Source organism: Streptomyces griseoviridis (genome assembly GCF_005222485.1).
GTDB lineage: Bacteria > Actinomycetota > Actinomycetes > Streptomycetales > Streptomycetaceae > Streptomyces > Streptomyces hintoniae.
In genome coordinates, this window is sequence record NZ_CP029078.1 from 639,779 (window position 1) to 652,563 (window position 12,785).

The 12,785-nt window shown below is 72.2% G+C and carries 8 protein-coding genes and 1 pseudogene; 4 read left to right on the top strand and 5 right to left on the bottom strand.

Going from position 1 to position 12,785, the window contains the following annotated elements; genetic code table 11:
- Positions 1 to 10: 10 nt before the first annotated feature.
- Complete coding sequence (locus tag DDJ31_RS02700; RefSeq protein ID WP_240678311.1) at positions 11 to 970, bottom strand: crotonase/enoyl-CoA hydratase family protein; 960 nt, start codon at positions 968 to 970, stop codon at positions 11 to 13.
- A 244-nt stretch (positions 971 to 1,214) separates the two neighbouring features.
- Here DDJ31_RS02700 and DDJ31_RS02705 point away from each other — a divergent pair, with 244 nt between their 5' ends.
- The 3 genes from DDJ31_RS02705 (at position 1,215) to paaK (ending at position 6,640) form a co-directional block, all read left to right on the top strand.
- Entirely contained in the window at positions 1,215 to 2,837 is a 1,623-nt protein-coding gene (locus DDJ31_RS02705) for an acyl-CoA synthetase (protein WP_127181903.1), read from the top strand.
- A gap of 303 nt (positions 2,838 to 3,140) precedes the next feature.
- Positions 3,141 to 5,162, top strand: a complete 2,022-nt coding sequence (locus tag DDJ31_RS02710; protein ID WP_240678310.1) for a sulfatase — start codon at positions 3,141 to 3,143, stop codon at positions 5,160 to 5,162.
- Between the two features lie 152 nt (positions 5,163 to 5,314).
- Complete coding sequence (gene paaK, locus DDJ31_RS02715; RefSeq protein WP_127181902.1) at positions 5,315 to 6,640, top strand: phenylacetate--CoA ligase PaaK; 1,326 nt, start codon at positions 5,315 to 5,317, stop codon at positions 6,638 to 6,640.
- A 6-nt stretch (positions 6,641 to 6,646) separates the two neighbouring features.
- Here the strand turns inward: paaK and DDJ31_RS02720 are convergent, their stop codons facing one another.
- The 4 genes and pseudogenes from DDJ31_RS02720 to DDJ31_RS02735 form a co-directional block, all read right to left on the bottom strand.
- Positions 6,647 to 8,143, bottom strand: coding sequence for an acyl-CoA synthetase (locus DDJ31_RS02720; protein ID WP_127181901.1), 1,497 nt, complete (start codon positions 8,141 to 8,143; stop codon positions 6,647 to 6,649).
- 45 nt (positions 8,144 to 8,188) lie between these two features.
- On the bottom strand, positions 8,189 to 9,820 hold the full coding sequence (locus DDJ31_RS02725; protein WP_127181900.1) for an acyl-CoA synthetase: 1,632 nt from the start codon (positions 9,818 to 9,820) through the stop codon (positions 8,189 to 8,191).
- Positions 9,817 to 10,926, bottom strand: coding sequence for an NAD(P)H-dependent flavin oxidoreductase (locus tag DDJ31_RS02730; protein WP_127181899.1), 1,110 nt, complete (start codon positions 10,924 to 10,926; stop codon positions 9,817 to 9,819). Before DDJ31_RS02730 ends, DDJ31_RS02725 begins: the two co-directional genes overlap by 4 nt.
- A gap of 101 nt (positions 10,927 to 11,027) precedes the next feature.
- A pseudogene (locus DDJ31_RS02735) lies at positions 11,028 to 11,878 on the bottom strand (helix-turn-helix transcriptional regulator).
- A gap of 86 nt (positions 11,879 to 11,964) precedes the next feature.
- Between DDJ31_RS02735 and DDJ31_RS02740 the strand changes: the two are divergent.
- Entirely contained in the window at positions 11,965 to 12,747 is a 783-nt protein-coding gene (locus DDJ31_RS02740; protein ID WP_127181898.1) for an SDR family NAD(P)-dependent oxidoreductase, read from the top strand.
- Positions 12,748 to 12,785 lie beyond the last annotated feature (38 nt).

The window sequence follows — 12,785 nt, forward strand, 5'->3', positions numbered from 1 at the left end:
AGGGGGCGGCTCAGGCGCGCTTGTAGACGGGCGGCCGTTTCTCCGCGAAGGCGCGGGCGCCTTCCTTGGCGTCGGCGGTCGCGAAGATGGGCCAGCCGCGCTCCAGTTCGGCGGCGAGTCCGTCGCTCTCGGTCATCCCGGCGGTCGCGTACACCGACGCCTTGACCGCCTCCACGGCCAACGGACCGCAGGCGTTGACCAGTTCGGCGATCTCCAGGGCCTTGGCGAGCGCCTCGCCGTCCGGGACCACCTGGCCGACCAGTCCGACGGCGGCGGCCTCCCTCGCGGTGTAGGGGCGGCCGGTGAGCAGCATCTCCAGGGCGTGGGTGCGCGGGATCTGCCGTTGCAGGCGGACCGTCGAGCCGCCGATCGGGAAGAGGCCGCGCCGCACCTCGAAGAGTCCGAAGGTCGCCGACTCGGCGGCGACGCGGATGTCGGTGCCCTGGAGGATCTCCGTGCCGCCGGCCACGCAGGCGCCCTCGACGGCGGCGATCACTGGTTTGCGCGGGCGATGGTGGCGCAGCATCGCTTTCCAGTGCAGGTCGGGGTCGGCCGTCAGCCGGTCCCGGTACCGCTCGCCCTCCATGCCCCGGCCGGCGAGCGCCTTGAGGTCCATGCCCGCGCAGAACGCGCCGCCCGCGCCGGTCAGCACGATCGAGCGGATCTCCTCGTCCTCGTCCGCCGCGAGCCAGCCGTCGTACAGGCCGACGAGCATCGGCAGCGAGAGCGCGTTCTTGGCGGCGGGCCGGTTGAGCGTGAGCACGAGGGTGGCCCCTTCGCGCCGCACGGAGAGGTGCTCGGTGCCACCCGGATCCCCGCCGGGGGCCGCCCCGCCCGACGCCGAGCCGCCGGACGCCGAGCCACCAGGCTCTGTTCCGTCCGACGCCGTGGGGCCCGAGGCCGGCCCGTCCGCCTCGCCGTCTCCGCCCGCCCCCGTCAGGCCCGTTCCGCCCGCCGCGGCCCCGCTCATCGCCGCACCGTCCTGGGCCGTTCCGCCGGCACCGTGCCGGCCATCGCCGTGCCACCCATCGCCGTCCTCCCGTCTTCAGAACGAGAACAGGTTGCAGGAGGCGGGTAGCCAGTACAAGAGGTTCCTGACAGGTAGTCAGATTACTTGTGCGGAGGCACTTCACAGTTGCGCCCCCCTTTGCTCTGATGACCGGCGAACCGACGTGTGGGCTTTCCTTCGTCATGCCTTCCGGTCAGGAGGAGCGGTGGAGTACAACATTGCCGACCTGTTCGAGTCGGTCGTCGACGTGGTCGAGGACCGCGAGGCACTCGTGTACATCGACCATCCCGGCACCGGCGCGGAGCGCCGGCTGACCTACGCGGAACTGGACGCGGCGGCGAACCGCGTCGCCCACCACCTCCTCGACAGCGGTGTCCGGCCCGGCGAACACCTCGGGCTCCACCTCTACAACGGCGTCGAGTACCTCCAGACCGTGCTCGGCTGCCTGAAGGCACGGATCGTCCCGGTCAACGTCAACTACCGCTACGTCGAGGAGGAGTTGGTCTATCTCTACCGGGACGCCGATCTGGTCGCGCTGGTCTTCGACGCGGAGTTCGGCGACCGGGTGGCGGCGGCGCTGCCCGGCACGGACGGGAAGCTGCGGCACCTGGTCCGGGTCGGGAGTCCTGAGCCGGGGGCGTCCGAGGTCTCCGCGGTGCCGTTCACCGAGGCGGTGGCCGACGCCTCGACCGGGCGCGGGTTCCCGGCCCGCTCGGGCGACGACCAGTTCATCATCTACACCGGCGGCACGACCGGCATGCCCAAGGGCGTGATGTGGCGTCAGGAAGACCTGTTCTTCGCCGGATTGGGCGGCGGGGCGCCGACCGGTGAGCCGGTGCGGAAGCCGGAGGAGATCGCCGAGCGGGTCGCCGCGGGCGGGTCGGGCATCACGTTCTTCCCCACTCCCCCGCTGATGCACGGCACGTCCACCCTCACCGCGTTCATCGGCTTCAACTTCGGCCAACGGGTCGTGCTGCACCGCAAGTTCGTGCCGGAGGAGGTGCTGAGGACCATCGAGAAGGAGAAGGTCACCAGCGTCTCGCTGGTCGGGGACGCGATGCTGCGCCCGCTGATCGACGCGCTCAACGGACCGCTGGCGGGCACCGACTGCTCGTCCCTGTTCAGCGTCTCCTCGTCAGGCGCGATCATGTCGGACACCGTGCGGCGGGAGTTCCAGGCCCTCGTGCCGAACGTGGCGCTCCTCAACAACTTCGGCTCCTCCGAATCCGGCTTCAACGGCACCGCGACGGCCGACTCGGGGCCCGAGCGCGGCTTCCGCATCCGCGTCAACTCCCGCACCCAGGTGGTCGATCCGGCGACCCACGAGCCGGTCGCGGTGGGCGAGGTGGGACGGGTCGCCCAGTGCGGGAACGTCCCCCTCGGCTACTACAACGACCCCCGGAAGACGGCCGACACGTTCTTCGAGAAGGACGGGCTGCGCTGGGTGCTGCTCGGGGACATGGCCACGGTCGACGCGGACGGCGTGGTGACCGTGCTCGGCCGGGGCTCGCAGTGCATCAACACGGGCGGCGAAAAGGTGTACCCGGAGGAGGTCGAGCAGGCCCTCAAGTCCCACCCGGACGTCTACGACGCCCTGGTGGCCGGGGTGCCCGACGCGACCTGGGGCAACCATGTGGCGGCGGTGGTGCAACTGCGCGCGGGAGCGAGCCGACCGTCCCTCGCCGACGTCCAGGGGTACTGCCGGTCCCATCTGGCCGGGTACAAGATCCCGCGCCAACTGGTGATCACCGAGTCGATCAGGCGCTCCCCCAGCGGCAAGGCGGACTACCGGTGGGCCCGGGAGGTGGCGGCGGCGGACGACGTGTGAGCGGGAGGGACGCGGTGGTGCGGGGCGCGCCGTCGTCCTCGACTCACGCCTCGGCCCAGGCGTCAGCTTCGGCTCATGGTTCGGCTTCAGCCTCAGCTTGGGCTTCGGCTTCGGCTTCGGCTTCGGCTTCGGCGGGACACGTCCGTGCGGCGGGGCGCGCGGGGACGACCGGCGTACTCTTTGCGCGCGGTTGACCTGGCGATTGAACGGTGACCGGGGGCGGCCCGTACGGAGGTTGGCGGCCGGGCCACGCCAGCCGGGCCGGCCGCGCCGACACCGCGCCTCGCACGGAAGGACCTCCGGGTGCCGCACCTCAAGCCCCCTCACCGACTGCCGGACACCACCCCCGCCCCCGACACCGACACCGACCGCCAGGTGGAGCCCGTCCCCGCCGACACCACCGGCGGGGACGCGGACAGAGACGAGGCCAAGGCAGCGACCGCGGCGGAGAGGAAGGAGACCGAGGCGATCGAGGCGACCGGCAAGACCGGCGCGGCTGCCGAGCCCCCAGCCCCGGCTGCGGCCCCGGTCCCGGAAGCACAGGAGTCCCCCCGGACCCCACAGGCCCCTGAGCCCCCAGAGCCTACTGCGACCACCGAGACCGCCGAGACCGCCGAGCCCACCACGCCCCTCACCCCTCCCGCCCCTCCCGCCCCTCCCGCCTCCCCGCCCGGCTGGTTCGGCTGGCGGCGCGGATATCCGCGGGCCGCGCGGTACGTGACCGTCGGCACGACCGTGCTCGCCGCCGCTCTCGTCCTCTTCGCGCTGCTCGTGCCGAACCGGCTCGACCGGCTCGACGTCCAGTCGTTCCTGCGGATCCCGGCCGAGGGCGTGCTCGTCGCGGGGCTGCTGCTCGCGCTGCCGTCGCGGGCCCGGCGGGTGACGGCGCTGGTCGCGGGCGTGCTCCTCGGGCTGCTGACCGTCGTGAAGTTCGTCGACATGGGCTTCTACTCGGTGCTGGCCCGCCCCTTCGACCTGGTCCTCGACTGGAGCCTGCTGGGCGGGGCGACCGACTGGGTGCGGGAGTCGTTCGGGCGGACCGGCGAGATCGCCGCCGTCATCGGTGTCATCGTGCTGCTGGTCGCGGTCCTGGTGCTGACGGCCCTCGCGGTGGTGCACCTTGCCGACCTGATGGTCCGCCACCGTCCGACGGCGGCCAGGACCACGCTCGTCCTCGGCACGGCGTGGATCACCTGTGTGACCCTTGGCGTGCAGTTCACCGGGGTGCCGATCGCCGCGAAACTCGACGCGGACCTGGTCGGCAACCGTGTCCAGCAGGTGCGGGCCGGCCTCGCGGGCGGGCGGGTCTTCGACCGGCAGGCCGCCGTGGACGCCTTCGCCGACACGCCCCCCGACCAGTTGCTGACCGGGCTGCGCGGCAAGGACGTGCTGTTCACGTTCATCGAGAGCTACGGCCGCACCGCGATCGACGACCCGGCGATGGCGTCGGACGTCGACGCGGTCCTGAAGCAGGGCACCAGCGACCTCGACGCGGCCGGGTTCGCCTCGCGCAGCGCCTGGCTGCGGTCGCCGGTGACGGGGGCCGGGAGCTGGCTGGCGCACTCCACGTTCCTGTCCGGCCTCTGGATCAAGAACCAGCAGCGCTACCGCAGCCTCACCACCAGCGACCGCGCGACGCTCACCAGCTACTTCCAGAAGACCGGCGCGTGGCGCACGGTCGGCATCGTGCCCGGGGTGCGGCGGGCGTGGCCCGAGGGCAAGTACTTCGGGCTCGACCACATCTACGACTCGGAGCACCTCGGCTACCAGGGGCCGTATTTCAGCTGGACGCCGGTGCCCGACCAGTTCAGCCTGGAGGCGTTCGAGCGCCTCGAACACGGCACGAAGGACCGGGACCCGATCATGGCGGAGATCATCCTGGCCTCCAGCCACAACCCCTGGGCACCCGTCGCCCACATGATCGACTGGGACGATCTGGGCGACGGCTCGGTCTTCGAGCGGATCAAGAAGGAGGGCAAGGACCCGAAGGAGGTCTGGAAGGACCCGGAGAGCGTGCGGACCGAGTACAAGAACGCGATCGAGTACTCCCTGCACAGCCTCGTCGAGTGGGTCGAGCGCTACGGCGACGACAGGACGGTCCTGGTCTTCCTCGGCGACCACCAGCCGGTCCCGACCGTCACCGCCGGCAGCACCAGCAGGGACGTCCCGATCACCGTCGTCGCCCACGACCCGAAGGTTCTCGACAGGATCGCCGACTGGGGCTGGGCGGACGGTCTGAAGCCCGCGGACGACGGCCCGCAGTGGGGCATGGACACGTTCCGGGACCGCTTCATGACGGCGTTCGGGAGCAGCGCAGGAGACTGATCCGGAACTCTCCCGGCATCGAGGGGTGCGTGTCGAAAAAAGTCGGCGCGCACCCCTTGCCTGTGCCCTGGCCGCCTGAATTACTGATCCAGTACAGATCGACCGAATGATCGGTCGCCCGTATTGGCACGGTTGGTGAGGGAGAAGTCCCGATGGCGGACGCGACGGAGCTGCTGGACTCGGGGGAACGACTCGACGAGGAGGCGCTGCGGGCCCTCCAGCTGGAGCGGCTGCGCGCCTCACTGCGCCACGCCTACGAGCACGTTCCCTTCTACCGGGAGTCCTTCGACAGGGCCGGGACGCACCCCGACGACTGCCGTTCGCTCGCCGACCTCGCGCGCTTCCCCTTCACCGTCAAGGCGGACCTGCGCGCGCACTATCCGTACGGCATGTTCGCGGTCCCGCAGGACAGGATCCGCCGTCTGCACGCCTCCAGCGGCACCACCGGGCGCCCGACGGTCGTCGGTTACACCGACAACGACCTCTCGCTCTGGTCGGACATGGTGGCCCGCTCGCTGCGCGCGGCGGGGGCGCGGCCCGGCGACAAGGTCCATGTGGCGTACGGCTACGGCCTGTTCACCGGCGGCCTCGGCGCGCACTACGGCGCGGAGCGGCTCGGCTGTACGGTCATCCCCGCGTCCGGCGGGATGACGGCCCGTCAGGTCCAGCTGATCCGGGACCTGGAGCCGCGAATCATCATGGTGACGCCGTCGTACATGCTGACGATCCTCGACGAGTTCGAGCGGCAGGGCGTCGACCCGCGCTCGACCTCGCTGCGGGTGGGCGTGTTCGGGGCGGAGCCGTGGACGGAGCGGATGCGGCGGGAGATCGAGGAGCGGTTCGCGATCGACGCGGTCGACATCTACGGGCTGTCCGAGGTGATCGGGCCGGGCGTGGCGCAGGAGTGCGTGGAGACCAAGGACGGGCTGCACATCTGGGAGGACCACTTCTACCCGGAGGTCGTCGACCCGATCACCGGCGAGGTGCTGCCCGACGGCGAGGAGGGCGAGCTGGTGTTCACCTCGCTGACCAAGGAGGCGATGCCGATCGTCCGCTACCGGACGCGCGATCTGACGCGGCTGCTGCCGGGGACGGCCCGGGTGTTCCGGCGCATGGAGAAGGTCACGGGGCGCAGCGACGATTTGCTGATCGTGCGCGGGGTGAACCTGTTCCCCACCCAGATCGAGGAGATCGTCCTGCGGACGCCGGGCGTCGCGCCGCACTTCCAGCTCAGGCTCACCCGGGAGGGCCGCCTGGACGCGCTCACGGTCCGGGCGGAGGCCCGCCAGGACGCGGACCCCGGGACCCGGGAGGCGGCGGCCCGCTCGATCGCGGCGGCCGTCAAGGACGGCGTGGGGGTCACGGTCACGGTGGAGATCGTCGAACCGGAGTCCCTGGAGCGGTCGGTGGGCAAACTCCGCCGGGTGGTGGACCTGCGGGAGAAGGAGGGGCGGCCGGGGCGGGGCCCGTCGGCCTGACGAGTCCTACTGCGCGTACCGCTCCCGGAGTTCGCGTTTCAGGATCTTCCCGCTGGCGTTGCGCGGCAGCGCGTCGGTGAAGAAGATCCGCTTGGGTGCCTTGAAGGCGGGGAGCTTCTCGCGGGCGTGGGCGATGAGTTCGGCCTCGGTGACCTCGCCGTGCGGGACGACGACCGCGGTGACCGCCTCGATCCACCGCTCGTCGGGCAGCGCGACGACGGCGACCTCGGCGACTCCGGGGTGGGTGTACAGGGCGTCCTCGACCTGGCGTGAAGCGACCAGCACGCCACCGGAGTTGATGACGTCCTTCACCCGGTCGACGATCGTGTAGTAGCCGTGCGCGTCCCGCACCGCGAGGTCGCCCGAGTGGAACCAGCCGCCGCGGAAGGCGGCCGCCGTCTCCTCGGGCTTGTCCCAGTAGCCCTCGCAGAGTTGGGGCGACCGGTAGACGATCTCACCGGGGGTGCCGTCCGGGACGTCCGTGCCGTCCTCGTCCACCACGCGCGCCTCGACGAACAGCACCGGGCGCCCGCAGGAGTCCATCCGGCCCTTGTGCTCGTCGGGTGCGAGGACCGTGGCGAGGGGGCCGATCTCGCTCTGCCCGAAGCAGTTGTAGAAGCCGAGCTTCGGCAGCCGCTCGCGCAGCCGCTCCAGGACCGGCACCGGCATGATCGACGCCCCGTAGTACGCCTTGCGCAGCCCGGACAGGTCCCGGGTCGCGAAGTCGGCGCGTCCGGCCAGGCCGATCCACACGGTCGGGGGCGCGAACAGGCTGTCCACACGGCCGGCTTCGATCAGGTCGAGGAGCAGGTCGCCGTCCGGGGCGTCCACGATGAGGTTGGTGGCGCCGACCGCGAGGTAGGGCAGCAGGAAGACATGGGTCTGCGCCGAGTGGTAGAGCGGCAGCGCGTGCACCGGGCGGTCGCCCGCGCTCAGATCGAGGGCGCTGATGGCGCTCAAGTACTCGTGGACCAGGGCCCGGTGGGTCATCATCGCGCCCTTGGGCAGGGCGGTGGTGCCCGAGGTGTAGAGGAGTTGGACGAGGTCCTCGGAGCGCGGCTCGGGGCCGTCGTACGGGACGGCGTCGTTGAGCCGCGCGAGGAAGGAGTCCTCGGTGTCGCGCAGCGTCAACGTCCTGGTGCCGGTGGGGAGTCGGGCGGCGAGGTCCGGGTCGGTGAGCACCAGGGTGCTGCCCGACTGGCCGACGAGGTAGGCGAGATCGTCGCCGGTGAGGTTCTGGTTGACGGGAACGTGCACCAGGCCGGCGCGGGCGCAGCCGAGGAACGCGATCAGGTAGGCGTCCGAGTTGCGGCCGAGGGCGGCGACCCGGTCGCCCGGTGCGAGCCCTTCGCCGAGCAGCACGGTCGCCGCCCGCGAGACGGCCGCGTCGAGTTCCTCGTACGTCCAGACGCGGTCGCGGTACTCGACCGCCACGCGCGCGGGGGTGCGGCGGGCGCTGCGTCGCAGCGCCCCGTCGACGGTGCTGCCCTGTGCCTGCGTCATGGCTCATGATCCTCGGTCCGGCGCGGGGACAGGTCAAGCCGGGTGTCACAGCGGCCGGTCGCGCCCCTCCCAGTAGGGCTCCCGCAGCCGCCGCTTGTACAGCTTGCCGTTGGGGTCGCGGGGCATCTCGGTGATGAAGTCGACGCTCCTGGGCCGTTTGTAGCCCGCGAGCCGGCCGGCGCAGTGGTCGAGGAGCGCGGCGGCGAGGTCCTGGCCCGGCTCGTGGCCAGGGGCGGGTTCGACGACGGCCTTGACCGCCTCGCCCCAGTCGTCGTGCGGGATGCCGAAGACGGCGGCGTCGGCGACGGCGGGGTGGGCGAGCAGCGCGGCCTCGATCTCGGCCGGGTAGATGTTGACCCCGCCCGAGATGATCAGGTCGATCTTGCGGTCGCGGAGGTAGAGGTAGCCGTCCTCGTCGAGGAGGCCGAGGTCGCCGACGGTGAAGAAGTCGCCGATGCGGTTCTTCGCGGTCTTCGCCTCGTCCTTGTGGTAGGCGAAGCCGCCGGTGTTCATCTTCATGTAGACGGTGCCGAGTTCACCGGCGGGCAGCCGGTTGCCGTCGTCGTCGAAGACGGCGAGTTCGCTGATGGGCCAGGCCTTTCCGACGGTCCCCGGCTTCTTCAGCCAGTCCTCTGCGGTGGCGAAGGCGCCGCCGCCCTCGCTGGCCGCGTAGTACTCCTCGACGCTCGGGCCCCACCAGTCGATCATCGCCCGTTTCACATGGTCGGGGCAGGGGGCGGCGCCGTGCACGGCGTGCCGCATGGACGACACGTCGTAGCGGGCGCGGGTCCGCTCGGGCAGCGCGAGCAGCCGGTGGAACTGGGTGGGGACCATGTGGGTGTGCGTGCACCGGTGCCGGTCGATCAGGCGGAGCATCTCCTCGGGCGTCCACTTGTCCATCAGGACCAGCGGGTGCCCGATGTGCAGGGACGCGCCGGAGAACTGGAGGACGGCCGTGTGGTAGAGCGGCGAGCAGACGAGGTGGACGTTGCCGTCGTACGGCTTGATGCCGAAGATGCCGAGGAATCCGCCGAGGTAGGCGTCCTCGGGGCGTCTGCCGGGCAGCGGGCGGCGGATGCCGCGGGGGCGGCCCGTGGTGCCCGAGGTGTAGTTCATGACCCAGCCCAGCTCGCGGTCGGCGGGCGCCGACTCGGGCTGCCCCGCGAGGAGTTCGGCGTACGGGCGGAACCCCTCGGCGGTTCCGGCCGGCCCGTCGGAGCCGCCGTCACCGTCAGAACCGCCGGAACCGCCGGAACCGCCGTCACCGCCAGAACCATGGGAGCCGACGGCGTACCGGTGGCTGGCCGGCAGGCCCGCCTCGTCGGCCGCCTGCCGGGCCGCCTCGGCGAACCGTTCGTGCGCGATGAGCACCTTGGCGCCCGAGTCGGCGACGATCCAGCCGATCTCGGGTCCGACGAAGTGGTGGTTGACGGGGACGAGGTAGAGGCCGGCCTGGCTGGCGGCGAGATAGGCGGCGAAGAACTCGGGGCCGTTGGGCAGCACCACCGCGAACGCGTCGCCGCGCCCGAGACCGGCCGCGCGCAGGCCGTGCACGAGCCGGTTGGCGTCGGCGTGCAGGCGTCCCGCGCTCCACCGCTCGCCGTCGGGGGCGGTCAGGACGGTGCGGTCGGGGTCGGCTGCGGCCTGCGCCCAGAACCCGGCGGGCGGGGTGCTCATCGGCCGCTCCTTCCGGCGATGCGGACGACCCGGTCGACGGCCTGTTCGAAGCCGCGGGTGAGATCGTCGAAGACGTCCTGGACGGCGCGTTCGCCGGTCATCCGGCCGACGATCTGGCCGACCGGCGTACCGAGCAGCGGGTCGACCTCGTGCTTCTGGATGCGGGAGACGGCGTCGGCGACCAGCAGCCCCTGCAACGGCATGGGCAGGGTGCCTGGTCCAGCCGGGTCGTCCCAGGCGTCGGTCCACTCGGTGCGGAGCTGACGTGCGGGTTTCCCGGTCAGGGCGCGGGAGCGGACGGTGTCGCCCGACCCGGCGGCGAGGAGTTTGCGGGTCAGGGCCGGCGAGTGCAGGTCGGCCTCGGTGGTCGTCAGCCAGAGCGAGCCGAGCCAGACGCCCTGCGCGCCGAGCGCGAGGGCGGCGGCCACCTGGCGCCCGCTGCCGATGCCCCCGGCGGCGAGGACCGGCAGCGGGTCCACGGCGTCGACGACCTCGGGAGTGAGGACCATGGAGGCGATCTCGCCGGTGTGCCCGCCGGCCTCGTAGCCCTGCGCGACGACGATGTCGATGCCGGCCGCCTGGTGCTTGACGGCGTGCCTCGCGCTCCCGGCCAACGCGGCGACCAGCACGTTCTGCTCGTGGGCGCGGGCGACGACATCGGCGGGCGGGGAGCCGAGGGCGTTGGCGAGCAGCCGGATCGGGTAGTCGAAGGCGACGTCGAGCTGGGTGCGGGCGACCTGCTCCATCCAGCCGGTGATGCGCCAGCCCGCCGCCTCGCCCTCGGGCAGCTCGGGGACGCCGTACTTGGCGAGGGTCTGCCGGACGAACTCCCGGTGGCCCGGCGGGATCATCGCCTCGACGTCGGCCTCGGTGACGCCCTCGACCTTGGTGGCCGGCATCACCACGTCGAGCCCGTACGGCCTGCCCTCGACATGCGCCTCGATCCAGTCGAGGTCGCGTTTGAGGTCGTCGGGCGCGGTGTAGCGGACCGCGCCGAGCACGCCGAAGCCGCCGGCCCTGCTGATGGCCGCGGCGACGGCGGGGAACGGCGTGAAGCCGAAGACGGCGTACTCGATCCCGAGTTTCTTGCTCAGCTCCGTCTGCATGGGCGCAGGATGCCGCAGCCGACCGGCCGACGGAAGACTTTTTCTGATGCACCGTCAGATTTCTGCCGGGCGGCAACTCGGCTCCCGCCCCGGGCGGTGCGTCAGCCCGGCACGTCCATGCGCTGGGTGCCGATCACCGCGAGCAGCCGCAGCGCCTCCTCCGACCGCGATCCCGGGGTGGCGGTGTAGATGACGACCCGCTGGTCGCGGTCGGTGATGTCGAGGATGTCGCAGTTGACGTCGATCCTGCCGACCAGCGGATGGTCGAAGCTCTTGCAGAGGGCGGGCGCGCCGGCCACCTCGTGGGCGGCCCAGAGGCGGGCGAACTCCGGGCTGCCCGCGAGGAGTTCCGCCACCAGGGCGGTCAGCTCCGGGTCGTCCGGGTAGCGGGCGGCGGTGCGGCGCAGGTCGAGGACGGCGAGCCGCGCGAACTCCTCGGCGTCCGAGACGCTGTACAGGGTGCGGCCGTGGTCGTACGGGCCGAGGAAGGCCCGCCGCACCAGGTTGCGGTCGCGGCGCGGGAGGGCGGAGAAGTCCTCCATCAGGGCGGCGGAGAGGTCGTTCCAGGCGATCACCTCGTAGGACGCGGAGATCACGAACGCGGCGGCCTGCGGGAGCCGGTGCAGCAGGTCGACGATGCTCTGCCGCACCTGGCGCGAGGGGCCGGTCGGGAGCCCCGGCGGGGTGCCCGCGAGATGGTGGAGGTGGTCGCGTTCGGCGTCGGTGAGCCGCAGCGCGCGGGCCATCTGCGCCAGCACCTCACGGGACGGGCGGGGCGCGCGGGCCTGCTCGAGGCGGGTGTAGTACTCGGTGGAGATGTACGCGAGCTGCGCCACCTCCTCGCGCCGCAGCCCGGGGTGCGGCGGCGGGGACCGGTGGGCAGCCCCACGTCCTCGGGGGCGATGCGCTCGCGTCTGCCGCGCAGGAATTCGGCCAGTTCTTGTCGGTCCACTCCTCCAGTGTGCGCGGCCCCGGCCGGCCGAGCCAGGTACCACCGGTGCCTGGATAGGACCGCGGGCCGGGCGCAGGCTCGACGGCATGAACACCACACCGAACACATCTTCGGGCCTCCTCGACGGCAAGGTCGCCCTCATCACCGGCGCCGGGCGCGGCATCGGCGCCGCCGCGGCCCGTCTCTTCGCCCGCGAGGGCGCCAGGGTGCTCCTCGCCTCCCGCACGGAGAGCCAGCTGAAGGCGGTCACCGAGGAGGTCCGCGCGGCCGGCGGCACCGCCGACTTCATCCGCTGCGACCTCGCGGACCCCGACAGCGTCCGCGCCGCCGTCGACCGCGCGGTGCGGCTCCACGGCCGTCTCGACGTCGCCTTCAACAACGGCGCGACCGGTCAGGAACCCGGGCCGCTCGACACGCTCCCCGAGGCCGACTTCGACCGGGTCATGGCGGTGAACCTCAAGGGTCCGTGGCTCGCGATGAGCGCGGAGATCGCCGCGATCCGGGCCACCGCGGGACGCGGCGCCATCGTCAACACCTCCAGCGTCGGCAGCCTGATGGGCAACCCGTGGCTGCCCGCGTACGGCGCGGCCAAGCGGGCGGTGAACAGCCTCACCGAGTCGGCGGCCGTCACGTACGGGCCGGAGAACATCCGGGTCAACGCCATCGCGCCGGGCACCACGCTGACCGAGATGATCGACGAGTGGGAGGCCAAGTCCCCCGGGATCATCGACCAGTTGAACGCGCGGACCCCGCTGGGACGGGCCGCGTCACCGGAGGAGATCGCGGAGAGCGCCGCCTGGCTGCTGAGCGACCGCGCGTCGTATGTGACCGGCGTGGTCCTGCGCGTGGACGGCGGCGCCCGAGCCTGACCCGCCTCACGACGCCGTCGCCCGAACCACCGTCGCCC